General features: G+C 67.1%; 20 protein-coding genes, 1 tRNA gene and 1 pseudogene. 16 read left to right on the top strand and 6 right to left on the bottom strand.

What is annotated here, in order from left to right:
• The first annotated feature begins 2 nt into the window (after window positions 1-2).
• Both CJ014_RS21535 and fhuB read left to right on the top strand, forming a co-directional pair.
• Window positions 3-851 carry an ABC transporter substrate-binding protein gene (locus CJ014_RS21535; protein WP_100082561.1) on the top strand — a complete coding sequence of 283 codons (849 nt, stop codon included), beginning with the start codon at window positions 3-5 and terminating at the stop codon, window positions 849-851.
• Window positions 848-2800 (top strand): Fe(3+)-hydroxamate ABC transporter permease FhuB, encoded by a 1953-nt coding sequence (gene fhuB / locus CJ014_RS21530; RefSeq protein WP_100082560.1) that lies wholly within the window; start codon window positions 848-850, stop codon window positions 2798-2800. Before CJ014_RS21535 ends, fhuB begins: the two co-directional genes overlap by 4 nt.
• A 20-nt stretch (window positions 2801-2820) precedes the next feature.
• Here fhuB and CJ014_RS21525 read toward each other — a convergent pair whose 3' ends face one another.
• Both CJ014_RS21525 and CJ014_RS21520 read right to left on the bottom strand, forming a co-directional pair.
• Entirely contained in the window at window positions 2821-3279 is a 459-nt protein-coding gene (locus CJ014_RS21525; protein ID WP_100082559.1) for a YbaK/EbsC family protein, read from the bottom strand.
• Window position 3280: 1 nt separating this feature from the next.
• Complete coding sequence (locus CJ014_RS21520; RefSeq protein WP_100082558.1) at window positions 3281-3487, bottom strand: DUF1737 domain-containing protein; 207 nt, start codon at window positions 3485-3487, stop codon at window positions 3281-3283.
• Between the two features lie 222 nt (window positions 3488-3709).
• Here CJ014_RS21520 and CJ014_RS21515 point away from each other — a divergent pair, with 222 nt between their 5' ends.
• The 12 genes from CJ014_RS21515 to CJ014_RS21460 all read left to right on the top strand — a co-directional run bounded on the left by CJ014_RS21515 (window position 3710) and on the right by CJ014_RS21460 (window position 16303).
• Window positions 3710-5614: an ABC transporter ATP-binding protein/permease gene (locus CJ014_RS21515; protein ID WP_245427526.1), complete on the top strand. Its 1905-nt coding sequence runs from the start codon at window positions 3710-3712 to the stop codon at window positions 5612-5614.
• Window positions 5615-5651: 37 nt separating this feature from the next.
• Window positions 5652-7937, top strand: a complete 2286-nt coding sequence (gene bglX / locus CJ014_RS21510) for a beta-glucosidase BglX (protein ID WP_100082556.1) — start codon at window positions 5652-5654, stop codon at window positions 7935-7937.
• Window positions 7934-9202 (top strand): glucoamylase family protein, encoded by a 1269-nt coding sequence (locus tag CJ014_RS21505; protein WP_100082555.1) that lies wholly within the window; start codon window positions 7934-7936, stop codon window positions 9200-9202. The genes bglX and CJ014_RS21505 overlap by 4 nt, the downstream gene beginning before the upstream one ends.
• Complete coding sequence (locus tag CJ014_RS21500; protein WP_100082554.1) at window positions 9199-9987, top strand: alpha/beta hydrolase; 789 nt, start codon at window positions 9199-9201, stop codon at window positions 9985-9987. The genes CJ014_RS21505 and CJ014_RS21500 overlap by 4 nt, the downstream gene beginning before the upstream one ends.
• Window positions 9988-10317: 330 nt before the next feature.
• Window positions 10318-10716 carry a succinate dehydrogenase, cytochrome b556 subunit gene (sdhC, locus tag CJ014_RS21495; RefSeq protein WP_100082553.1) on the top strand — a complete coding sequence of 133 codons (399 nt, stop codon included), beginning with the start codon at window positions 10318-10320 and terminating at the stop codon, window positions 10714-10716.
• A gap of 8 nt (window positions 10717-10724) precedes the next feature.
• Window positions 10725-11117, top strand: coding sequence for a succinate dehydrogenase, hydrophobic membrane anchor protein (sdhD, locus tag CJ014_RS21490; RefSeq protein WP_100082552.1), 393 nt, complete (start codon window positions 10725-10727; stop codon window positions 11115-11117).
• A 2-nt stretch (window positions 11118-11119) separates the two neighbouring features.
• Window positions 11120-12961: a succinate dehydrogenase flavoprotein subunit gene (gene sdhA / locus CJ014_RS21485; protein ID WP_100082551.1), complete on the top strand. Its 1842-nt coding sequence runs from the start codon at window positions 11120-11122 to the stop codon at window positions 12959-12961.
• Between the two features lie 435 nt (window positions 12962-13396).
• Complete coding sequence (locus CJ014_RS21475; protein WP_133121903.1) at window positions 13397-13894, top strand: hypothetical protein; 498 nt, start codon at window positions 13397-13399, stop codon at window positions 13892-13894.
• A gap of 41 nt (window positions 13895-13935) precedes the next feature.
• On the top strand, window positions 13936-14715 hold the full coding sequence (locus CJ014_RS21470; RefSeq protein ID WP_100082548.1) for a succinate dehydrogenase iron-sulfur subunit: 780 nt from the start codon (window positions 13936-13938) through the stop codon (window positions 14713-14715).
• Between the two features lie 184 nt (window positions 14716-14899).
• A complete protein-coding gene (locus CJ014_RS27900; RefSeq protein ID WP_165790934.1) occupies window positions 14900-15052 on the top strand; it encodes a hypothetical protein in 153 nt (50 codons plus the stop codon).
• A 438-nt stretch (window positions 15053-15490) separates the two neighbouring features.
• On the top strand, window positions 15491-15979 hold the full coding sequence (locus CJ014_RS21465; RefSeq protein ID WP_165790933.1) for an arsenate reductase/protein-tyrosine-phosphatase family protein: 489 nt from the start codon (window positions 15491-15493) through the stop codon (window positions 15977-15979).
• Between the two features lie 234 nt (window positions 15980-16213).
• Window positions 16214-16303 (top strand) — tRNA-Ser (locus CJ014_RS21460).
• A 721-nt stretch (window positions 16304-17024) separates the two neighbouring features.
• On the opposite strand, the gene CJ014_RS21450 is transcribed toward CJ014_RS21460, so the two are convergent.
• The gene (locus CJ014_RS21450; RefSeq protein ID WP_100082546.1) at window positions 17025-18038 is read right to left on the bottom strand and encodes an SDR family NAD(P)-dependent oxidoreductase; all 1014 of its coding nucleotides are present in this window, start codon (window positions 18036-18038) and stop codon (window positions 17025-17027) included.
• A 68-nt stretch (window positions 18039-18106) separates the two neighbouring features.
• Window positions 18107-19111 carry an SDR family NAD(P)-dependent oxidoreductase gene (locus CJ014_RS21445; protein ID WP_100082545.1) on the bottom strand — a complete coding sequence of 335 codons (1005 nt, stop codon included), beginning with the start codon at window positions 19109-19111 and terminating at the stop codon, window positions 18107-18109.
• 95 nt (window positions 19112-19206) lie between these two features.
• On the opposite strand from CJ014_RS21445, the gene CJ014_RS21440 reads away from it, so the two are divergent.
• The gene (locus CJ014_RS21440; RefSeq protein WP_100082544.1) at window positions 19207-20169 is read left to right on the top strand and encodes an AraC family transcriptional regulator; all 963 of its coding nucleotides are present in this window, start codon (window positions 19207-19209) and stop codon (window positions 20167-20169) included.
• A 419-nt stretch (window positions 20170-20588) separates the two neighbouring features.
• Here CJ014_RS21440 and CJ014_RS21435 read toward each other — a convergent pair.
• Window positions 20589-21015 (bottom strand): annotated as a pseudogene (locus CJ014_RS21435) (SRPBCC family protein).
• Window positions 21012-21464, bottom strand: coding sequence for a DUF1801 domain-containing protein (locus CJ014_RS21430; RefSeq protein WP_100082543.1), 453 nt, complete (start codon window positions 21462-21464; stop codon window positions 21012-21014). The pseudogene CJ014_RS21435 and the gene CJ014_RS21430 overlap by 4 nt, the downstream one beginning before the upstream one ends.
• A gap of 280 nt (window positions 21465-21744) precedes the next feature.
• On the opposite strand from CJ014_RS21430, the gene CJ014_RS21425 reads away from it, so the two are divergent.
• A complete protein-coding gene (locus CJ014_RS21425; protein WP_100082542.1) occupies window positions 21745-24840 on the top strand; it encodes a UvrD-helicase domain-containing protein in 3096 nt (1031 codons plus the stop codon).
• Window positions 24841-24910 lie beyond the last annotated feature (70 nt).

Below are 24910 nucleotides of genomic sequence, written 5' to 3'. Positions count from 1 at the left end.
GGATGCAGCCGAACCGCCGCCAGTTTCTCGCGCTGACCGCCCTGCTTGCCGCCCGCCCCGCGCGCGCCGCCGGCGGTATCGCCGTGATCGACTGGGCGCTCCTCGAAACGATGCTCGCCCTCGGCGTCGTGCCGGCGGCGGCGGCCGAGCTCCGGCAATATGCCCGGGTGGTCGGCGAGCCGGCGGTGCCGCCGGGCGTGGTCGACATCGGCCTGCGCGGCAATCCCAACCTCGAACTGCTGTCGAGCCTCGCGCCCGGGCTGATCGTCATCTCCAACTTCTACGAATACCGCCGCGCTGCCTTCGAGCGGATCGCCGAGGTGCTGTCCCTGCCGGTCTATCTCGCCGGCGAGCCCTGCCTGCCGCTGCTGCGCCGTTCGACGCTGGAGCTTGGCCGCCGCCTCGGGCAGCCTCGCCGGGCGGAGGATCTCGTCGGCGCGCTCGAAGCCGGCATCGAAGCGGTGCGGCGGATCCGGCACCCCGACGGCCGGCCGGCCATGGCGGTCAACCTCGGCGATCGGCGGCATGTCCGGTTGTTCGGCGACGACACGTTGTTCGGCGGCGTGCTGACGGCGGCCGGCTACCGCAACGCCTTTGCCGACACCCGCTATTCCATGACGGCGCCGGCCGGCATCGAGGCGCTGGCGCGCGAGGCGGAAGCCGAGCTGTTCGTGATCGGGCCGCTGCCACCGGGAGGCACCGAGGCGCTGGCCGGCAACGCCCTCTGGCAGGCGCTGCCGCAGGTGACGGCGGGCCGCGTCCGGCTCATGCCGGCGCTCGACCATTTCGGCGGCCTGCCGACGGCGACGCGCTTCGCCGCGCTGATCGCCGAGGGGGTGCCGGCCCGATGAAGCCATTCCCGCGTTTCTGGCTTGTTATGGCAATCGTTGCCGTCGTCGTCGCCCTCGCCGTCGTCAACCACGCCCTGCTGCTCGACGCCGTGTCGACCGAGGCCGGCAATCGGGCGTTCGCCGCCGTCTTCGTCGTCCGCGCCGAGCTGCCCCGCCTCGCCATGGCGCTGGTGGCCGGCGCCGCCCTGGGCCTGTCCTCCGCCCTGTTGCAGCGCGTGCTGCGCAACCCTCTCGCCGAGCCGGCGACGCTCGGCCTTTCGGCCGGCGCCCAGCTTGCCATGGTCGCCGCCACCGTCGTGCTGCCGGCGGCCATGGCCTATCCGACGGCCGTTGCCTTCGCCGGCGCCGCCGCCGCGGCCGTCCTCGTGCTGGCGGCCACCGCCCGGCGCCGCTTCGAGCCGCTGTCGGTGATCCTGACGGGCATGATGGTGTCGCTCACCGCCACCGCCGGCGCCGCCGCCGTCATCCTGGCGAGCGGCGACTACATGACCGGACTGTTCATCTGGGGCGGCGGCGACCTCACCCAGGACGGCTGGACGCCGACGCTGCGGCTCGCCGCCATCTTGGTCGCCGCCGGCTGCGGCACCCTCCTGGCGCTGCGGCCGCTGGCCCTGCTGACGCTCGGCGACGCCGAGGCGAAGGCCGCCGGGCTGGCGACCGGCACGCTCCGGCTCGCCGTCATCGCGCTGGCGGTCTGGCTGGCCGCCGCCACCACGGCGGAAATCGGCATCGTCGGCTTCATCGGCCTTGCGGCGCCGCTGATTGCCCGGCTGATCGGCGTCCGCTCATCGACCGGCCGGCTGGTGGCGGCGCCGTTGGCCGGCGCGCTGCTGCTGTCGCTCGCCGACGGCGCGGTGCAACTGACCGGCCATCTCACCGGCCTGCGCATCCCGACCGGCGCCGCGACGGCACTGATCGGCGGACCGCTGATCCTCGCGCTGGTGCCGCGCATCGTCAATCTGACCCGCCCCGACGTGCTGCCGGCCGCCGCCTTCCTGTCGCGCCGGCCGGCCGGTCCGGTGCTCGCCGCCCTCGCCGTCGTCCTTGTCGCCACCGTCGCTCTGGCGCTGACGGCGGGCCGAGGCGTCGACGGCTGGCACGTCGATGCCGCCAACGCCGACTGGCGGCTCGCCCGCGTCGGCCTGCTCGCCGCCGCCGGCGCCCTGGTCGGCATGGCCGGAACGGTGGTTCAGCGGCTGACCGGCAATCCGATGGCCAGTCCCGAGGTGCTGGGCGTCGGCGTCGGAGCGGGCGCCGGTCTGGCGGCCGTGCTCGTCGCCGTTCCCGTTGCCGGCCTGGGCATGCAGGCGGCCGGCATGCTGGCCGGCGCGGTTCTGACGCTGTTTGCCCTTCTCGCCTTCGTCCGCCGACACGGCTTCGGCGCCGAGCGGCTGCTGATCGCCGGCATCGCCCTCGGCGCGCTGCTGTCGTCGGTGCTGACCTCGGTGATCGCCACCGGCAGCCCGGCCGGATTCCTGCTGCTCGGCTGGGTCAGCGGCGCGCTGATCGAGCCATCCTGGAGCATGGCCACCGGCACCGCGGCCATCCTGGCCGGCCTGACGCCGCTCGTCATCCTCAATGCCAGGGCGCTCGCCATCCTGCCGCTCGGCGAGACGGCGGCCCGCTCGCTCGGCCTCGCCACCGCCCGGACGCGCGCCGGCCTGGTGCTGATCGCCGGCGCCGCCACCGCCGCCTCGACGCTGTCCATCGGCCCGATGTCGTTCATCGGCCTGATCGCGCCGCATCTTGCCCGCTCGCTCGGCCTCGGGCGGCCGCTCGCCCATCTCGCCGGCGCCATGCTGGCCGGCGCGGCGCTCACCATCGCCGCCGACTGGCTGGCGCGCATGATCGCCTTCCCCTACCAATTGCCGCTCGGTTTGTTCGCGGCGCTGATCGGCGGCGGCTATCTGGCCGTCCGCTTCGCCCGTGGCGCGCGCGGCGGCGCATGAAGGCTTCAATGTGTCTGCCTCTATTGGCAGACGTCGACCCAGGTGGCGCCGATGAGTTCGGCCAGGCGCTCGGTGCCGATGCGCACCGCCGCGTTGGTGGCGCCGGCGGCCGGCAGCACCTCGGCAAAGCGGCGGAGCGACAGGTCGCAGTAGACCGGCAGCGGCGATTTCAGGCCGAAGGGACAGACGCCGCCGATCGGGTGGCCGGTCAGTTCCACCACCTCGTCGAGGCCGAGCATGCGCGCCTTGCCGCCGAAGGCCTCCCGGGCCTTGCGGTTGTCGAGCCGGGCGGTGCCGCCGGCCACCAGCAGCATGGCCTGGTCGCCGACCCTGAGACAGATGGTCTTGGCGATCTCGGCCGGATCGACGCCATGGGCGGCGGCGGCCTCGGCGACGGTGGCCGACGACGCGTCCGTCTCGATCACCGCGATATCGGGCGCCTTCTCGGCGAAGAAGGCCTTGACGCTGGCAAGACTCATCTCACCACTCGCCGAGCTTGATGTCGGGCGTATAGTCGACGCCGTCGACCTCCTTGACCACCGGCTGGCCGCAAATGACGCGTCCCTGCACGGCATCGAAGGTGAGCGCCGGCGAGCCGGCGAGCTGCCAGCCCTTGTTGAGCGCCTCGGTGACGCGATGGCAAAAGGTCGCGTCGTCAGGACCGGTCAGGAAACGATAGAGTTTCATCGGATGTCATCCTTGAGGAACGAGCGGATCGCCCGGAATAGCTCCGTCCGCCGCGGGCTTGTCAAGGCAAGGCGGTGCCGCCCGGGTACGCTTTTGTCCCTCGTTCCCTCCGGCATTCCTTTTGGTGATTGCGCTGGCCGACAGGCTTAAAGGAGCGTTAAAGTTTGAGAGGCAGGTTTTGATCATCGGAAGGTCCGGTCCGCCTTGGCGGCCGACGCGGGAGTGAAAGCGCTGGCTACCCCTGTTTCCTCCATGCGAAGCTTCTGGGGGCTGCTCGGGGCCTATTGGGTCTCGGAGAAATGGCGCGAGGCCTGGGCGCTGACCATCGCCGTGGCGCTGCTGTCGGCGGCGGCCAGCAAAAGCGGCGTCTGGCTGGCGCAGGCCTCCGGCACCTTCATCGCCACCATCGCCTCCTTTCACGACCTGGGCGCCTCGGCCATCGCCGACGTGCTGACGGCGGCCGGCGTTCTGGTCGGCCTCGCCTTGTTGAAATTCGCGGTGTTCCTCGGCTTCCGCCACTATTTCTCGACCACGCTGCACCGCAAGTGGCGCCAGTGGCTCGACGGCCGCTTCAACGCGGCGCTGCTGTCCGACCACCGGCCCTATTACCATCTTCTGGTGATGGGCTCCTCCGACGAGGGATCCAACGTCCCCGACAACATCGACCAGCGCATCCAGGAATCGATCAAGGCGATGACCGGCAACGCGCTCGGCATGGCCATGGGCCTCATTTCGGTGGTGACGTCGGTCTATTTCGTCGGCGAAATGCTGCTGTCGACCTCGGTCGCCATCCACGGCCTCGACTTCCTGGGGTCCTATGCCAGCGCGGTGCTGGTATTCGCCCTCGCCGTCACCTACGTGCCGGTGTCGACGGCGATCGCCCTCAGGATCGGCCGCGCCATCGAGGCGCTCAACGTGGCCATGCTGCGCTACGAGGGCAGCTATCGCGCCGAGCTGTCGATGCTGGTGCGCCGCGTGCTGCCGATCGCCGCCGCCCGCGGCGAACAGGTGCAGGCATCGATCCATCGCCGGCAATATCAAGCGATCGACCGCACCTGGAGCGTTCAGAACAAGATTTCGGCCATCTTCCTCGCCTTCAACGGCAGCTACACCTACATCACCCAGAAGGTGGTGGCCTACCTGCCGAACATGCCCGCCTATATGCAGGGCGGCATCTCCTTCCGCACCTACGTCACCGGCTCGGAGCTGGCCAGCGAGCTGATCAGCGATTGCTCGTGGGTGATCCAGGTGATGCCGGACATCGCCAACCTCCGCGCCAACGTCAATCGCGTGGTCGAGCTGGCCGACGCCATCGAGCGCGTGCAGGATGCCCAGGCCTTCTACCGCGAAACCGGCATCTCGGAGTTCCGCTACGAGCAGCAGGCGCCGGAGCGCGGCCTCTCCGTTCAGGGCCTCGAGCTGATGTTCGCCGGCAAGGAGGCGCAACCCTTCCTGCGCGTCGCCCGCCTGTCGATCAAGCCGGGCCAGTGGATCTTCGTGCGCGGCCCCTCGGGCTCGGGAAAATCCTGCCTCGTCAAGGCGCTCAACGGCTTGTGGCCCTACGGGCGCGGCCGGGTGATCATGCCCGAGGGCATGAAGGCGCTCTACGCCTGCCAGGATACGCGCCTGCCGCAGGCCAGCCTCAAGCAACTGATCGCCATGCCCGAGGACGAGCACGAGCACCGCGACCTCGAGGTGGCGGCGATCATGAGCGCGGTCGGGCTCGGCGACTTCATTCCCTCGATGGGCAACCCCTATTATCGCGGCCGGCGCTGGGACGACGTGCTGTCCGGCGGCCAGAAGCAGAAGGTGGTGCTCGCCCGCATCCTGCTGCATACGCCGGACGTGCTGTTCCTCGACGAGGCGACCGCCGCCCTCGACCCCGAGGCGCGCACCGAGTTCCACCGCCTCGTCCGGCAATATTGCCCGAAGGCGACGGTGCTGTCGGTGATGCACGAGCAGACGCCGCCCACCGACAGCCTCGGCCGCCCCTTCTACCATGCCATCCTCAACATCGAGAACGGACGCGCCGGCCTCGAGCCGGTGGTGGTGCCAGCGCCACCGCCGGTCCGCGACACGCGCGGCGGCCTTCGTTCCATGCTGTCGGTGATGCGCCATCGCCCATGACCCCGGAGGGACGGGGACCAAACGCGGACATCCGGACATGAAAAAGGACAAGGATTTCATCGACGGCCTGCTCGGCCGGATGACCCTTTCGGAAAAGATCGGTCAGCTCAACCTCGTCACTCCCGGCGGCGAGACGCTGACCGGCACCGTCGTCAACACCGACGTCGCCGAGAAGATCAGAACGGGACGCATCGGCGGCATCTTCGGCGTGAAATCGGCCGAGGCGGTGCGCGTGTTCCAGGATCTCGCGCAGGAAACGCGCCTGAAGATCCCGCTGATGTTCGCCGAGGACGTGATCCACGGCCAGAAAACCATATTCCCGCTGCCGCTGGCGCTCGCCGCCAGTTGGGACATGGATCTCGTCCGCGCCACCGCCCGCGTCGCCGCCCGGGAGGCGGCGTCGATCGGCATCGACCAGGTCTATTCGCCGATGGTCGACGTCTGCCGCGATCCCCGCTGGGGGCGGATTGCCGAAAGCCCCGGCGAAGACCCGTTCCTCGCCAGCCGCTTCGCCGAGGCGATGGTCGAGGGGTACCAGGGCGACGATCTTTCGCGCCCCGATGCGGTGATGGCCTGCCTCAAGCATTTCTGCGGCTATGGCGGCGGCATGGGCGGCCGGGATTACGACGCGGTCGACCTCTCCCCCGCCGCGCTGCACGACGTGGTGCTGCCGCCCTTCATCGCCGGCATGCGGGCCGGCGCCGGCTCGGTCATGGCCTCCTTCAACACGCTGAACGGCATGCCGATGCACGCCAACCGCGCCGTCATCACCGAGCTGTTCCGCCACCAGCTCGGCTATGGCGGCCTGGTCGTCGCCGACTATACCGGCATCCTCGAGCTGATCGCCCACGGCGTCGCGGCCGACCGGGCCGACGCCGCCCGCCTCGGTCTTTCGGCCGGCGTCGACATGGACATGGTGTCGGAGACCTATCTCGAAACGCTGGAGGACAGCGTCAGGGCCGAGCTGATCGAGGAGAGCGAGATAACGGCCGCCTGCCGCCGCGTGCTCGAAGCCAAGCTGAAGCTCGGCCTGTTCGACGATCCCTACCACCGGCTCGACTGGGGCCGCGCCTCGCAACCCATCCTGACCGCCGGCAACCGGCAGCTCGCCCGCGCGGCGGTGGCCGCCGCCACGGTCGTCCTCAAGAACGACGGCGACCTTCTGCCGCTGCCGGCGCCAGAGAGCGGCAGGATCGGCGCCATCGCCCTGATCGGCCCCTTCGCCCTCGACCGCGTCAACATGAACGGCACCTGGGCGGTCGCCGGCTCGCCCAACACCGTCGTTCCCATCGCCGACGGGCTGCGCGAGGCGGCGGGCGACGCGGTCAGCATCAGGACCGCCAAGGGCGCCAACATCGTCGACGAGCCCTGGCTCGCCAGCCGCCTCAACGTCCACGACTGGAAGGATCTGTCGGTCGTCGTCGACGTTCGGTCACCCGAGGCGATGATCGCCGAGGCGGTCGCCGTCGCTTCGGAGGCCGACGTCACGGTGGCCGTGGTCGGCGAGGCGCGGGAGTATTCCGGCGAATCCTCCTCGCGCACCGACCTTTCCATCCCCGAGCCGCAGAAGAAGCTGCTGCGGGCCCTGAAGGCGACGGGCAAGCCGCTCATCGTCGTCGTCATGACCGGCCGGCCGCTGGCGCTCGCCGAGGAGGCGCTGCTCGCCGATGCGCTGCTCGTCGCCTGGTTCGGCGGCACCGAGGTCGGCCATGGCCTCGCCGACGTGCTGTTCGGCAAGACCGAACCGTCCGGCCGCCTGCCGGCGACCTTTCCCTACTCCGTCGGCCAGGTGCCGGTCACCTACGCCCACCGGCCGACCGGCCGGCCGACGCCCGGCCGCTTCCAGAAGTTCACCTCCGGCTATGTCGACCTGCCCGACGACGTGGCGCAGAACGACGGGCTCTACCCGTTCGGCTTCGGCCTCGGCTACGGCAAGGTGGCCTATGGCGCGCCGCGCGCCGACCGGACGCAGCTCACCGGCGACGACCGGCTCGCCGTGACGCTCACCGTCACCAACCTCGGCGATCGCCCGACGCTGGAGACGGTGCAGCTCTACATCGGCGATCCCGTGGCAAGCCTCAGCCGGCCGGTCAAAGAGCTGAAGGCGTTCCGCAAGATAGCGCTCGCCGCCCGCGCCGCCGAGACGGTCGGCTTCACCGTCACCGCCGACGATCTCGATTTCTCGGTGGCCGAGACGGTCACCGATACGCGCCGGCGCTCGGAGAGCGGCGCCTTCGATATCCACGTCGGCCCCAATTCCCGCGAGACCCAGGCGGTGCGCGTCACCTGGGACCGGCCACAGTCCGGGGGAAGACGGTCATGACCCACTCGCCCGCTAGCGTCGCGGCGATGAGCGACGACGCCCTGATGGACCTCGTGCAGCAGGCAACGCTGAGCTATTTCTGGGAGTACGGCCATCCCGTCAGCGGCATGGCGCGCGAGCGCGACAACGACGCCTTCGGCTATTCCCCCGACAACACGGTCACCACCGGCGGCACCGGCTTCGGCGTCATGGCATTGATCGCCGGCACCGAGCGCGGCTTTCTCGTCCGGGAGGAGGTCGTCGGGCGCATTGGCAGGATCGTCGATTTCCTCGACGGGGCGGACCGGTTCCACGGCGTCTTCCCGCATTTCATGAACGGGGAAACCGGCAAGGCCATTCCTTTCGGCGAAAGGGACGACGGCGGCGATCTCGTCGAAACGTCCTTCCTGATGGCCGGCCTCCTGACGGCGCGCCAGTGGCTGATCCCGACGCGGCCCGACCTGGCCGCCCGCATCGACCGGCTGTGGCGCGGCGTGCAATGGAGCCATCACCTCCGGGCCGACGGCGCCCTGCTCTGGCACTGGAGCCCCGTCCATGGCTTTGCCATGAACCATCCGATCACCGGCTGGAACGAGTGCCTGATCACCCATCTGCTGGCCGCCGCCTCGCCGACGCATCCGGTGCCGGTCTCCACCTATCACCAGTCCTGGGCCAAGGGACGCGACTTCCTGAACGGCCGCAACTACGGCGGCGTCACATTACCACTTGGTCCCGACTACGGCGGGCCGCTGTTCTTCGCCCACTATTCCTTCCTGGGCCTCGATCCGCGCGGCCTTTCCGACGCCTATGCCGATTATTTCGCCCAGAATACGGCGCATGCACTGGTCAATCGCGCCCATTGCATCACCAATCCCGGCGGCTTCGAAGGCTATGGCCCGGACTGCTGGGGGCTGACGGCGTCGGACACGTTCGACGGCTACAACGCCCATTCGCCGACCAACGACACCGGCGTGATCACGCCGACGGCGGCCCTCGCTTCCGTCCCTTACGTGCCCAGGGAGGCGATGGCGGCGCTGCGGGGATTCCTGACGGCCATGGACGGACGGCTGTTCGGGCCGCGCGGCTTTGCCGACGCCTTCTCGCCCGGCCGGAACTGGGTGGCGGCGAGCCATCTCGCCATCGACCAGGGACCGATCGTGGTGATGATCGAGAACCACCGGTCCGCGCTCATCTGGACGCTGTTCATGTCGGCGCCGGAAGTGCTGGCCGGCCTGGCGCGGCTCGGCTTCGCGAGCCCGCACATCGACAAGGCCGCCGTCGCATGACGCCGGACATCGTTCCGCTCGGTGCGTCGGATGACCCCGACGCCGCCGACGCCCGCATGAGCCTCGAACTGTGGCGCGCCGACGCGCCCTCTCCCCGCCTGGCGATCACCGCCCACGGCCGCAACGGCGCGGCGCAGGCGCCGCACATGCAGAAGCTGATCGACGCCTACCGGACGCGCGGCTACATCGTCGTGTCGCCCGACTGCTGCGCCTCGGCCTGGAACGGCAGCGCCGGCGGCGAGGCCGATTTCTTCCTGGAAAACCATGTGCGCGACGTGCGCCGCACCATCGACTGGGCTCTCGCCAATGCCGCCACTTTGGGCTGGAGCGGCGCCCACCTCGCCCTCTGCGGCCATTCGATGGGCGCCTATGCCGTCGCCCGTCTCGCCGCCGGGGAATATGCCGGGCGGGTCGCTCACCTGCTGCTGGTCTCGCCCTTCACCTCCGGCGCCCGCCAGATCGAGGCGCGCGCAAAATACCATCCGGACGGCATCGCCAACCTCCGGCGCGAGGTGCCGCGCGCCCTCGACGAATGGCCCCGCCACGACATCTTCACGGTGATCGATCGGCTGGCGCTGCCGGTCGCCGTGTTCGCCGGCGCCAGGGACATCGTGGCGCCGCCGGAGAACGTCCGGGAATTCGTCGAGCGGCTGCCGTCGCCACCGCTCTATCGCCTGCTGCCGGAAGCCTCGCACTGCCTGGAGGGCGGCGACTACCGGACCGAGCTTGTCGACACCATCGACCGGCTCGACGCCGCGGCCGGGAACCCGGCGCCTTCCGTCTAGAACTTTCGATCCGGCCGGCGTGCCGGAATGGCGAACAGTCCTAGGCATATAGTCGTATTTACACCTAGGACATTTCGCTTTTTGACAAACAGCCGAAACACGCTGATTGATCATTCTGCCGCGATTTCGGCAAAGCCGCCGGGCGGGCTCGCCGGAAACGGCCCGGACTTTATCGTTTTGCATCGGCGGGCCGGCGATTTGGCTTTGACGCCTCCCCTCCGAGAAGGTACTTACGACTCAGGCCTTTGCTGCCTCTTGACGTTGACGTTAGCGTCAGGAGGCCGCGCCAAGGGAGCGTCCGTCTCCCGTCTCATGAGGGAACATCATCCGATGGCCGACGCCCGCCTGGCGGCTTCCCGCCCGCTCTCGCCGCATCTCCAGGTCTTCCGCTTCATCCTGACCATGGCGATGTCGATCGTCCACCGCATGACCGGCGGCTTCCTCTACGTCGGCACGGTGTTCGTCGCCGTCTGGCTGGTGGCGGCGGCGAGCGGGCCGGAGTGGTTCGCCCGCGTCGACGGCCTTTATCAGAGCTGGCTCGGCCGCCTGATCCTGCTGGGGCTCGTTTGGTCGCTGATCCATCACGCCATCGGCGGCGTCCGCCATTTCATCTGGGACCTCGGCTACGGCTTCGACAAGAAGACCGCCGACCGCATGGCCCTGTTCAACCTCGTGGCCGGCCTTCTGCTGACGGGTGTCGTCGCCGTCGCCGCCTTCATCTTCGCCTGAGGTCCGCCATGAGCAAGTCCTTCCGCTTCCAGACGTCGCTGAAGCACGCCCGCGGCTTCGGCTCGGGCAAGTCCGGCACCGGGCATTTCTGGCAGCAGCGGGTGACCGGCGTCGCCGCGCTGCTGCTGGCGCTCGTCTACGTCGTGCTGCTCGTCAAGCTGCAGGGCGACGACTACGGCGCGGTGATCGCCACGCTCGGCAATCCCTTCGTCGCCGTGCTGATGCTCGCCTTCCTGGGCGTCAGCGTCTGGCACATGAAGATCGGCATGCAGGTGATCATCGAGGACTACGTCAACCAACCGCTGCTGCGGGTCCTGGCGCTGATGGCCAATTCCTTCTTCTCGGCGCTGGTCGGCATCGCCTCGGCCGTGGCGCTCATCAAGATCACCTTCGGAGCCTGACCATGGCCGTTGCCTCAGAGAATGCCGGCGGCAAGCAGACCGCCTTCAACGTCGGCGGCCGCGCCTATCAGTTCATCGACCATACCTTCGACGTGGTGGTGGTCGGCGCCGGCGGCGCCGGCCTCCGGGCGGTGGTCGGCGCCTCGGAGGCGGGCCTTTCCACCGCCTGCATCACCAAGGTGTTCCCCACCCGCTCGCACACCGTGGCCGCCCAGGGCGGCGTCGCCGCCTCGCTCGGCAACATGGGGCCGGACGACTGGCGCTGGCACATGTACGACACCGTCAAGGGCTCCGACTGGCTGGGCGACCAGGATGCCATCGAGTATCTGGTGCGCAACGCGCCGGCCGCCGTCTACGAGCTGGAGCATTGGGGCGTGCCCTTCTCGCGCACCGAGGAAGGCAAGATCTACCAGCGGCCGTTCGGCGGCATGACCACCAACTTCGGCGAGGGCATCGCCCAGCGCACCTGCGCCGCCGCCGACCGCACCGGCCACGCCATGCTGCACACCATGTACGGCCAGGCGCTCCGGCATTCGGCCGAGTTCTTCATCGAGTATTTCGCCATCGACCTGATCATGGAGAACGGCGCCTGCCGCGGCGTGGTCGCCCTCGACATGGAAACCGGCGCGATCCACCGCTTCCGCGCCCACCAGACGGTGCTGGCGACCGGCGGCTACGGCCGCGCCTATTTCTCCTGCACCTCGGCCCATACCTGCACCGGCGACGGCAACGCCATGGTGCTGCGCGCCGGGCTGGCCCTGCAGGACATGGAATTCGTGCAGTTCCACCCGACCGGCATCTACGGCGCCGGCTGCCTGATCACCGAGGGCTCGCGCGGCGAAGGCGGCTATCTGACCAATTCCGAGGGCGAGCGCTTCATGGAGCGCTATGCGCCGTCGGCCAAGGACCTTGCCAGCCGCGACGTCGTCTCGCGGTCGATGACCATGGAGATCCGCGAGGGACGCGGCGTCGGCAAGCTCAAGGACCACATCTACCTGCACCTCGACCATCTCGACCCGGCGATCCTGGCCGAGCGCCTGCCGGGCATCTCGGAGAGCGCCAAGATCTTCGCCGGCGTCGACGTGACGCGCGAGCCGATCCCGGTGCTGCCGACCGTTCACTACAACATGGGCGGCATCCCGACGAACTATCACGGCGAGGTGCTGGCCAAGGTGGACGGTGACCCGGACCGAATCGTGCCGGGCCTGATGGCGGTCGGCGAGGCGGCCTGCGTGTCGGTGCACGGCGCCAACCGCCTCGGCTCCAACTCGCTGATCGACCTCGTGGTGTTCGGCCGCGCCGTCGGCCACCGCTGCGCCGAGACGATCGACAAGGGCGGCCGCATCGCCGACCTGCCGAAGGACGCCGGGCTCAATGCCCTCGAGCGGCTCGACCGCGTGCGCCACGCCTCAGGCTCGACGCCGACCGCCGAGCTCCGGCTGTCGATGCAGAAGACCATGCAGTCGAACTGTGCCGTGTTCCGCACCGGCGAGGTGCTGGAGGAAGGCGTCAAGCTGATCCACGGCTGCTGGGCGGCCGGCGACGATCTCAAGACCACCGACCGCTCGCTGATCTGGAACACCGACCTGACCGAGGCGCTGGAATACGAAAACCTGATCGTCCAGGCCGTCGTCACCATGGAAGGCGCGCTCAACCGCAAGGAAAGCCGTGGCGCCCACGCCCGCGAGGACTATCCCAACCGCGACGACGGCGAGTGGATGAAGCACACGCTGGCCTCGATCGATGTCGGCGCGAGGACCGTCGGCCTCGATTACCGACCGGTGCACGCCTACACGATGACCTCCGAGATCGACTACATCAAGCCGAAGGCGCGCGTGTACTGATGACAAAGATCGCTCTCATCGCTCTCGGCTTAGTTAGCCTACTGCTCGCTTCCTGTGCCAACCGCCCCGGCGAAGAGTTCCGTCTTCGGTCGCCCGGCGACCATTTGACACGGATGCTCAACGAGGTTGGCGTTTGGGAAACGCCCCAGTTTGCGCGGCACGCCGAATCGTCCATGGGTACAGCTTCCACCGAAGACTGGCAGCACGTTAACTGCCTCGCCAAGCCAGGCGCAAAGGTGCGAGTTGTTGGGCGGCAAGGAGATATCGCCGAGGTCGACGTTTACGGCGGCTTGGCCGTTAGCTGTAGCGGATACGTAAAGGCAGAGTTCCTATCGAAGGATTGAGATGCTCGGCGACGTGCACCTGTGAGATTGATGGCCGGGCGATTGGAAAGTTCAAATGCCAAGGGCGAGGCTGAGTTTCGGAACTGTATGCATGCTGTCGGCGACAATCGCGACTGCTGGCTGCACCACGCCAAACCAGCCCTCACCTCTACCCGCCGCGGCAAAAGCCGATGCGGATGTTCCTGGAATTCCTGTCAGCCAAGCCAATAAGGCCCATCTGGTGGGGTGCTGGACGAATATCTACTACGGCGACTTTGGCGGGGCGCTGATTGCTGAGCCTGGCGAAGGGGTCCAGCGTCCTTATGGCGATAAGGTTTGTTTCGATGGCGAAGGGCGCTTCTTGCACGTTGTATGGTATGGCGATGAAGGTCTAGACGGCGGGGGAAGATACAGCGTTCCTCGCAAGGGCGCTCTCAAGTTAGACCAATACGACGTCGCATGGGGCAAACAGGATTTCGATCTTTTCTTTATCTCAAAAGACAAAATAAAAATCATGTACTTCTTGAATGATGATAAAGAAAAAACAACAACCTTTCTGATCCGAGATCCATCCGACAAGTATTATCTAGAGATGGGGAAAAATTTCTAGATTTTACGTTGACCACAGACCCAAGAACGCAGGATGATCCCATGGTTCAGCTCACGCTGCCGAAGAACTCGAAGATCAAGGCCGGCAAGGTCTGGCCGAAGCCGGAGGGTGCGACGCACGTCCGCGAGTTCCGCATCTACCGCTGGGACCCGGAGGACGGCCGCAACCCGCGGCTCGACACCTTCTTCGTCGATCTCGACGACTGCGGCCCGATGGTGCTCGACGCGCTGCTCTGGATCAAGAACAAGATCGATCCGACGCTGGCGCTCCGCCGGTCCTGCCGCGAGGGCATCTGCGGCTCCTGCGCCATGAACATCGACGGCATGAACACGCTCGCCTGCACCAAGGGCATGGACGAGATTTCCGGGCCGATCAAGGTCTACCCGCTGCCGCACATGAACGTGGTGAAGGACCTGGTGCCCGATCTCACCCATTTCTATGCCCAGCACAAGTCGATCGAGCCGTGGCTGCACACCTCGTCGCCGACGCCGGAGACCGAATGGCTGCAGAGCCATGACGACCGGCAGAAGCTCGACGGCCTCTACGAGTGCATTCTCTGCGCCTGCTGCTCCACCTCCTGCCCGAGCTACTGGTGGAACGGCGACCGCTATCTCGGCCCGGCCATCCTGCTGCAGGCCTATCGCTGGCTGATCGACAGCCGCGACGAGGCGACCGGCGAACGTCTCGACAATCTCGAGGACCCGTTCCGCCTCTATCGCTGCCACACCATCATGAACTGTACCCAGACCTGCCCCAAGGGACTCAATCCGGCGAAGGCCATCGCCGAGATCAAGAAGATGCTGGTCGAGCGGCAGATCTGACCCTCGGCTCACCCTATGGCCTGAAAGGCGGCCCGGCCCATGCCGGCGCCGCCTTTTTGCCGTCGCCGCGACAACACCTTGTCCGCGACCTGCTTCCGTCCCCTTTCCACCGCATTGGCGGCGGCTTCCCATGGTCTGAAGACCATCACCGCCGGATTGTCCGGCGGCCCTGGAAGCCTGGAATATGTTCGTTCGTAAACTTTTCGTCAGCCTGGTCTTCGCCGCCCTCTTCGCCGAGGCTCTCGCCGCCCTTGCCGAGCATGCCGCTGTGGAAAATGCCGCCGCGACGACGACGGTGGGAACCGTGGCCTCGGCTTTGGAAATGCCGGCCTCCTGACCGCCTTTGCGGCCACCCGTTGCCCAGAAAGCCATCAAAGGTGGCGGCGATATATCGCCGGCAACGGCGCCAGGCCGGGCGAAGCGACAGACGCACTTCGCCCTTCGGCGGGCTTGAAGCCGCCCTCCGGAGATAATACCTCCCCTTTCGCCAGCCGGTGTCGCGCCGATTCCGCTTTAAAGATGAATGGCTTGGACTTTAGTCTAGGCCGCTTGTCCGAAAAATGCGGCTTGGTGGCGCGCTTTATGCATTTGCGTTTTCCGAGAGGCGCGTCATCGGCCTGTCTCGGAAACGTCATGGAGACTCCATCGGCAAGGCGCAGAGGAGTGCTTGGGGCACCGCCGCCCGAACGGGTTGGTGGCGCCCTCGCAGGGCGTGACGAAGAGAGGCGGGACGATGGCTTTGGCGACACCTTCGAGCGTCAGGGGCTTGTTCAGGATGCAAACCGTCGATGTGCTGTTTCTGTGCGAAACCAACAGCGCGACCAGCTTGATGGCCGAGGCGTTGCTCAATCAGCGCGGCGACACGCGCATCCGCGCCTTCAGCGCCGGCAGCCGGCCGGCCGCCGCCCTGCTGCCGGAAGCCGCGCAGGCGCTCACCCAGCGCGCCATTCCCACCGATGGCCTCGAGCCGAAGTCGTGGACGATCTTCGCCCTGCCGGGCGGGCTGCGGCCGCATATCGTCGTCGACCTCGCCACCGTCACCTGGACCGAGTCCGACTGCGCTCGCCTCGCCGAATACGTGACGCTGCGCTGGCCGCTGCGCGACCCGGCGCTGATCGAGCGGAAGGCCGATCGCCGCGCCGTCGCCGAGACCGTGCTCAACGCCCTGCAGACGCGCATATCCGGCGAGCTGATGCGGCGCATCGACAGCGTGCGGCAGGCGATCGACGGCGAGAATCCGCCGGCTTCGCGGCTTTGGGCATAAAGGCCCGGCCGGGCCGGTGCCGCAGCGCTTGGGGACCGGCCGACACGTCCCTCCAAGTGATGGGCGGCGGCTTTTCGACCCTCCTTTCCGGCGCAAGTGAGCTTATAAAAACAAAGAGTTGGCACTGAATCTCCACCTTGCCGGGCGAAGTTTTTCCAAGAGCGGCTTCCCCCTCTTGCGCTCCCAACGAACATCGCTATAGTGCGCGGCCACGAGCCGGGGCGCCGGCCGTACGGAGAGGTGGCCGAGTGGTTTAAGGCGCACGCCTGGAACGCGTGTATAGGGGCAACCCTATCGAGGGTTCGAATCCCTCCTTCTCCGCCACTTTGATATAAAACCGGGAACGCCGTTCCCGCCGATTTCCCTCCATTAGTGGCTATCAGCGTCCTCAACAGGGTGCTTTTGCTGCCTTTGATGTAGATCGCGTCGTCCGCGACCTCGACGCTCGTCAGTTCCCGCACGGCCGCCCCTGTGAGGCCCTGATGGACCGAGCTTTTCAGCATGGCCTCGGTCCTTGCCGCGTCTGCCCGCGCCTGATCCCGTAACGCGGTAAGGTCCGCGATCCGCTCGCCGAGGGCGGATTCCGCCGGTCCGAGCGAACCGGCCTCAATCGCGTCGTAGAGCCACTTGAGGCGGTTGTCGGCCTCGGTCGCGCGCTGGTTCAATTCGGCGATGTGCTGGCTGCGCCGCTCGATGCTCTCCTGCCGACGAGCCAGTAGCGAGGCGAGCGAAGGTCTCAAGGTCGATCAGCGGCGGCACCGCGACGGTGACGACTTCTTCCTCGGGCTTCACCTCACTCTTGTTGGAGCGGCGATTGAATCGATGCTCGCCGATATAGGTGCGGCGACCTGCGGCGTTCCCGGCCGTCTGGCGTGGATTCGTCGGCGCCGCACACATGGAATCCTCCGTGGTTCGGGTGGATTCCGGGGCACTCAAGGCCCCGGAATTAAGCGAACCATGGAGGGCAGTCGGCGGTCTGTAGCGTGCCGCATTTGCGTCTATGCGCTGGCGGCACCCCGGCCAGCAGTCGGAGTCAGCCGAGCGATCAAATCGCGAACTGCACGCCGGTCAACTGCTCGCTGACTTCCCAAAGCCGCTTTGCGGCCTCGCGATCGACGGCATACGGGGCGACGCCGTTATCTCGGTGCCCGGACTGGCTCTCTGCCATAGAGAAGTTCTCGGGAGCGGCATCCATCAGCGGCGCAATTTCAGAATCGACGCAGAACACGCCGCCCTTGCCGTCGAGCTGCGGGCTGGTCGCGCACCAGACATGGGTGGCCGCGCCCTGCGGGAACGATTTGAGGTCTTTGGCCGGGTTGATCTGAGGGACGCCGTTCTCGTCAATGACGCCTGCGGCGATCAGGTCGGCGCGCGGCACATGCTTTTCGAGGCCGGTTCCGGGGATGCCGCCCGGATGCAGGGAGAAGGCCCGCACATCGTCGGTCTGGCCGCGCGCGTCCAGCTCGACCGCGAACAGAATGTTGGCGGTTTTCGACTGGCCGTAGCCCGACCACGGCTCATAGGGGCGGTTCTCGAAAGTGAGATCGTCGAAGATGACCGGCGAGAACCGATGCCCCATTGAGGACACCGACACGACGCGAGCGCCCGGCGTGGCCTTCAGCGCCGGCCAGAGCCGGGCGGTAAGCTGGAAATGGCCGAGATGGTTGGTGGCGAATTGCAGCTCGTAGCCGCGCGCGTCGAGCGTGCGTTCGGGAAGCGCCATGATGCCGGCGCTGTTGACCAGCATGTCGAGAGGCAGGCCGGAATCGAGGAACCGCTTGGCGAAAGCGTCTATCGAGGCGGGGTCGAGCAGGTCCATTTCCTCGATCTCGACGCCGGGTAGGCCGTCGAGCGCCTTGCGGGCGCGCTCTACGTCACGCGCCGGCACGATGACGCGCGCACCGGCCGACAGGAAGGTGCGAGCGGCTTCGCGGCCGAGTCCGGAATAGCCGCCAGTGACGATCGCCACCTTGCCAACGAGGTCGATGCCCTTGATGACGTGCGAGGTTGTGGACCATGCCGTGAAGCCGGAATTGATTGGGGTTTGGGGAGTGGTCATGTCTAGGTCTCCGTTCCGGGTTGCGAATAGGTGATTGGCCTCCAGCTTCGGGCGGCCAAGATGCTGCGTTAGGAAAGGCGGGTGCCAGTCAGGTTCTCGCTGAGTGCCCACAAGCGCCCTGCGGCCTCGGGATCAATCGCGAAATCCATCACCCCGGCAGGGTGGGAGGGATCGGCGGCAATGCCGCCCCAGCTTGCGACCTGTTCGGGCGTCAGGACCGGAGTTATATCGGAACTTTCGCAATAGACGCCGCCCAAGCCGTGGAGCTGCGGACTCGTGGCCGCCCAAACCGATGTTGCGGCACCTTGCGGGATCGACTTGTAGCCCTGTTCCGCATTGACCACCGGGCGGCCGTCCTCGGTCCATTCCCCGACGCCCCGGCGTTCTTCCTCGCTGAAGTGATTGATGATGTCCGTCTGAACGACCACGCCGGGATGAATGGCGAAGGAACGGATATTGTCGGATTGGCCGAGCCGGTCCAGTTCGACGGCGAACAGAACATTGGCCGTCTTCGACTGCGCATAGCCTAGGATCGGCTGATACTCGCGCTTCTCGAAATTAATGTCTTCAAAGTCCACGCCTGTAATGCGGTGCGCGAGCGAGCTGACCGTGACGACGCGCGCGCCGCCGGCCTTTTTAAGAGCCGGCCAGAGGCGCACGGTCAGCTCATAATGCCCAAGATGATTGATCGCGAAGTGGGATTCGATCCCGCGTCCGTCGAGCGCGAACGGGCGGCAGAAGATGCCGGCGTTGTTGATGAGCACATGCAGCGGTCGCCCCGAGGCGAGAAAGCGGTCGGCAAATGCGTGTATCGATGCCGAGTCCGATAGGTCGAGCGTGTCGAACTCAACATTGGCGACACCTTCCAGCGCGGCGCACGCCTTGTCCGGGTTCCGCGCGACGGCGACCACATGCGCGCCAGCGCCGGCCAGCGTCCTCGCTGTTTGCTGGCCGAGACCGGCGTTCGCGCCGGTCACGATGATGGTTTTTCCGGAAAGGTCGATGCCCTTGATAACATCGGCGGTCGTGGATGCTCGGCCGAATCCGGTTCCGAGCGGCTTCTGCTGGCTCATAGTCTATCTCCTGTGGCCGTTTCGGACGGAGATAGCCTTGCGAGTACGAACGGAGAATGCTTGACCGTCCGCAATAGCAACGCGATAGTTCGAAAATGAGCGAAGACGATCCTTTCTCGAGCATTCTATCCCTCGTGCGCGTCCGCTCCGCCACCTCGGGTGGCTTCACCGCTGGCGGCAAATGGGCGATCCGCTTTCCGCGTCCAGACAAGATCAAGTTTTTCATTCCCGCCAAGGGTGAATGTTGGCTGGTGATCGACGGCATGGGCGAGCCTATCCGGCTACGACAGGGTGATGTGTTCCTGCTCGCCACCCAACGGCCGTTCGTGCTCGCAAGCGACCTGTCTGCTCCCATGCTCGATGCCGAACAGGTTTTCGCGAGCGGGACATGCGAAATCATCAACATAGCCGATGGCGATGATTTCCTGTTCTTGGGCGGGCATGTGCTGATCGACAATGAGGCCGGGCGGCTTCTGCTCGACAGCTTGCCGCCTACAGTCCACCTTCCCGCCAACATGCCCGAAGCTGGCACGCTGGAATGGCTGATAGAGCAGCTTGTGAGGGAACATCAACAGGGACGGCTCGGCGCGCACTTCGCCACGGCGCAACTGGCGCAGCTCATGTTCCTCGAAATCCTGCGCGTCTATGTTGGGGGAAAGGACGAAATGGCGGTTGGCCGGCTGCGGGCCATCTGTGATCCCCGCATTGCCCCGGCCATCAAACTGATCCACGGCGACCCTCGCCGAGATTGGCACCTGGCCGAGCTGGCGAAGGCGGCGGGCATGTCGCGGACGGTGTTCGCGGTCTATTTCAAGTCTGTCGCCGGCGTCCCGCCGCTGACCTATCTGACGGAATGGCGGATGCGACTGGCCGAACGCGCGCTCAAGGAAAGCAACAAGCCGCTCGCGGCGGTTGCCTCGTCTGTAGGCTATACCTCGGAGAATGCATTCAGTGCCGCGTTCAAGCGTGTGACGGGAAGGGCACCTAAACGCTATCGCGTGGCCATCCGTCAGACCTTCGCCGAAAGCGATGTTGAACCTCATCTAGATGAAGCGTAGTCGCACCCCTCATGCGCAAAGTGTCCAGTGGAGATGCATCGGTCCCTCATGCCATCCTTTGCGCAGCCTCAGCCCCTGCGCGTGCCTTGAAAAAGTCAATGAAGGCGCGGAACGCGGCCGAAGGTAGGCGCTGAAGCATAGATCAACAAGCTGGTTTCAAAAGAGATTTCTGCGTCATGCGTAGCGGGTGGCAGCCTTGACCTAAAGTTACAGGGGGTTGCCCGCTATAGGCTTGCCTCCGGACCTTAGCTGCCGCTTGATACGATCGGCAGCTTAGGGCCGGGAGCAGACCGACAGCTTCCCATCAATGGAAGCTATTCGCCCTTGCCTCAATTCTGGAGGGCTATAGCGGAGATGCAGTTCTCCGATTCCTCGTCTTCAGCCCGCCATAAACCGCTGATTGCACACCGCAACGCGCCTTAGTCGAGCTGCGAAGCAACCTGCTCCAACTTGCCGAGAAAGGCCTGCCAGCCCTGCCTGGCCCAACCAAAGGCTTGGCGCTGATCGGGGCGGAAAATCCCTTTTGCTCCATGCGCAGGTGCGTGCCGGTGCGTGTCAGCGTGAGCGTGAAGGTCACCACGCTGGTTAGGCCGAAAGCCGGGTCGCTGTGCGCGTGGTTCCAGGTGTAGGACAGCGTCCCGGGCGGCCCGACGGCGAGAGCCTCGCAGTCCAGCACGCCGCCCCATTCGCCCCGCAGGTTGAAGCGGTGGCCGACGGCGAGCACGAAGTCGTTGTCCATCAGCCACTCGGCGATCAAGTGCGGCTGGGTGAGCGCGCGCCAGACCTTTTCCGGCGGATGCGGGATGTCGCGTCGACGACGACGGAGCGGATTTCACCGTCGCTCATCGCTTTGCCTTCGACTTCTTGCGAGCGCCAACTTCCTTGTTCTCCGCCACCGCGGCGCGGATCAGCGCCTTGAACGCCGCCTCGTCGATCTCCTCGCCCTCATGGATGTCGATGGCGCGGCGCGTGCCGCCATCGAGACCGGCGTTGAACAGGCGGGACGGGTCGTCGAGCGCCGCCCCTCTGGCGAAGGTCAGTTTCACCGCCGTCTTGTAGGTCTCGCCGGTGCAGACGAGGCCGTCGTGCTCCCACACCGGAACGCCACGCATGTCGTTCGACGGCTTGCGCCACTTCACATCCTCGACCACCTCGGGGTCGGCCTCCCTGATGAGGCTGCGGATTTTGGCGAGCGTCGCGCCACGCCAATCGGCGTGCCTCTTGATCGCCGCATCGAGCGGCTGGTCGGCGGAGAGCTCGCCTCTTGGAGTTTCCTCGATGGTTTTCTTTTTCATGACGGGACCCGCCTCGTTGTAATTTCATGAAGTTTCGGCCGATTTCAGGCGTCATTTCGTAAGGCTACGGCCCAAACGCAGCTCTCCGAGTCGTTCTCGGCCCGCATAATGGTCCCGCCCAGCCTGGACGCTTGGGACCGACTTCGTGGCGAGCGGGTTGTCGATGGCCTGCAATGGTGCATTATTCATTCCGAGTCGTCAGGAGGAGGGATGCACCGTGGCAACGTTCTTCATGACGTGGATTTGTTCCCGCCCTTCGCAAGATGAATGACGCTGCCCCATGACTTTCCACGCCGATCTGCATATCCACTCGAAATATTCCCGGGCGACGAGCCGGGATCTCGATCTAGAGCGTCTGTTCTGGTGGGCGGCGCGCAAGGGCGTGCGGGTGGTCGGCACCGGCGACTGCGTACACCCGGTCTGGCTCGCCGAGATCAAGGACAAGCTGGTGCCCGAGGGCAACGGGCTGTTTCGCCTCAGGCCGGAAATCGAAGCGGCGCTGTGGGAAACGCTGCCGCCCGCCTGCCGGCGGCCGGTCTCCTTCATGCTGTGCACCGAGATCTCGACCATCTACAAGAAAGGCGACAAAACCCGGAAGATCCACCATCTGATCTATGCCGCCGATCTCGACGCCGCCGACCGGCTGGCGGCGAGCCTGGCGCGCATCGGCAACATCGCCTCGGACGGCCGCCCGATCCTCGGCCTCGACTCGCGCGACCTTCTGGAGATCGCGCTGGAATCGGGACCGGAGTCCTATCTCGTCCCCGCCCATATCTGGACGCCATGGTTCGCGGCGCTCGGCTCGCAATCGGGCTTCGACTCGATCGATGAGTGCTATGGCGACCTCGCCGGGCATATTTTCGCGGTGGAGACGGGACTGTCGTCCGATCCGGCCATGAACTGGCGTATTTCCTCGCTCGACCGCTTCCGCCTCATCTCCAATTCCGACGCCCATTCGCCCGGCAAGCTCGGCCGCGAAGCGACGCGCTTTTCCTGCGAGCCGGACTATTTCGCCATCCGCCGCGCGCTGGAGACCGGCGAGGGCTATGTCGGCACGGTCGAATTCTTCCCCGAAGAGGGCAAGTACCATATGGACGGCCACCGCGCCTGCGGTGTGCGGCTCGACCCCAGGGAAACCATCGCGATGGGCGGCCGCTGCCCGGTCTGCGGGCGGCCCCTCACCATTGGCGTGGCCCATCGCATCGAGGCGCTCGCCGACCGCAGCGAGGCCGAAGTGGTGCCGCCGGCAACGGCGGGCGCCGTGGCGAGCCTGGTGCCCCTGTCGGAGATCGTCGGCAGCGGCGTCGCCTCGAAAGCCGTGTCCCACACCTACGACCGGACGATTGCCGCGCTCGGGCCGGAGCTTGCCCTGCTGGAGGAGCTACCGGCCGAGGATGTGGCGAAGGTGCATCCGCTGCTCGGCGAGGCCGTGACGCGGCTGCGCTCCGGCGAGGTCATCCGGCAAGCCGGCTACGACGGCGAATATGGCGTCATCCGGCTGTTCGAGGACGGGGAACTGGACCGCCTCGCCGGAAGCCAGCTCCTGTTCGAGGCGCCGCTCCTCAGCCGCGCCCGCCAGGCGAAACCGGCCGCGAAGGGCGAGGCGCCGGGGCAAGCGCCGGCCTCCCCTGAAGCCCCTGCCGCGATCCAGCCATCGGGCCGCAGCGGCGTTCTCGCCGGGCTCGACTCCGACCAGGCGCGCGCCGCCGAGGCCGTCGACGGGCCGCTCCTGGTGATCGCCGGGCCCGGCTCCGGCAAGACGCGCATGCTCACCCACCGCATCGCCCATCTGGTGCTGGAGCGCGGCGTGCCGGCCGGCGCCTGCCTCGCCGTCACCTTCACGCGCAAGGCGACGGAGGAATTGCGCGCCCGGCTCGCCGGACTTCTCGGCGAGACGGCGGGCGCCGTGGCGGTGCACAGCTTCCATTCGCTGGGCCTTGCCATCCTGCACGCGCATGCCGACCGCGCCGGTCTCGCCGCGGACTTCCGCATCGCCAACGAGGCGGAGCGCACGACGGCACTGGCCGAGGCGCTCGGCGTCAGCGACGCGCGCGCCGGCCGCCTGCTCAAGGCCGTGTCGGTGCTCAAGCGCAGCGGCGCACAAGGCACGGACGAGGAAGCGGCGGCCCGCGCCGTGCTCGACCGGATCGGGCGGGCGCAGGGATGGGTCGATTTCGACGATCTCGTCCTGTTGTCGGCCGATCTTCTCGACAAGGACGCGGAAATCGCCGCCGCATGGCAGACGCGCTTTCCGCATATCGTCGCCGACGAGTTTCAGGACGTGGACGAGCAGCAGTATCGCCTGCTGCGGCTGCTGACCGGAGAAAGCGGCAATTTCTGCGTCATCGGCGATCCCGACCAGGCGATCTACGGCTTCCGCGGCGCCGACGCCGCCTGCTTTACGCGCTTCGGCCGCGACTTTCCCGCCGCCGCGACCCTTCGGCTCGCGCGCAACTACCGCTCGACCGGCACCATCGTGACGGCGGCCTCGGGCTTCATCGGCGCGCCCCCGGCAGCCCCGACCCGCCCCATGGGCGAACCGATCATGACCCATGCGGCGGCAAGCGAGGCGGCGGAGGCGGACTTCGTCGCGGCGACCATCGAGAACCTGCTCGGCGGCCACGACATGCTCGCGGCCAATCGAAAGGGTGGTGAGGCGCCGGCCGGCCGGCCGCTCGGCTTTGCCGATTGCGCCGTGCTCTACCGCACCGACGCGCAGGCGGCGGCGCTCAGGACCGCCTTCGACCGCGCCGGCATCCCGTTCATGAAAAGCTCGCCCGCTCCCATCGCCGGCCATCCCGGGGTGATTGCGATCCTCGAAGGGCTGGGCACGGCGGCGGGGCCGGACCTTGCCGCACGCGTCGGGCAAGCGGCGGAAGACGCCCGCCGGGCGGAAAGGACCGACGCGGCCTCGCTCGCCGAGGCGCGAGGCTGGCTGGCCGTTCTCGCCGGATCGGACCAGGTGGCCGGCGATCCGGCCCGGCTCGCCGAGGCGGCGGCCCTGGCCACCGAGGCCGATTTCCGCGATATGCGCGCCGACCGCGTCTCGCTCATGACCATGCACGCGGCCAAGGGCCTGGAATTTCCGGTGGTGTTCGTGGTGGGCATGGAGGCGGGACTGGTGCCGTTTTCATGGGGCGCCGCGACGCCGGAGGAAGAGGCGACGCAAGCCGAGGAGCGGCGGCTGTTCTACGTCGCCATGACCCGCGCCAAGGACAGGCTGTTCCTGACCCGCGCCATGGAGCGGTTCTGGCGCGGCGCAGTGCGCGCGCTGCCGGCTTCGCCCTTCCTGAAGGAAATCGGCGCGGACCTTATGGCCAGCGACGCCGGCGCCGGACGAAAACGTAAACAGGCGCAGCAGCTCAACCTGTTCTGACGCCTCCACCGGCTTTCCCGCCGGAAGCAACTCCCCTTGCTCCGTTTGGCCTTTCCCGAGAAAATCCCGT

This window comes from Pleomorphomonas carboxyditropha (assembly GCF_002770725.1).
Taxonomy (GTDB): Bacteria; Pseudomonadota; Alphaproteobacteria; order Rhizobiales; family Pleomorphomonadaceae; genus Pleomorphomonas; species Pleomorphomonas carboxyditropha.
The sequence above is the reverse complement of the archived record's forward strand: the minus strand, read 5'-3'. Positions and strand labels throughout refer to the sequence as shown.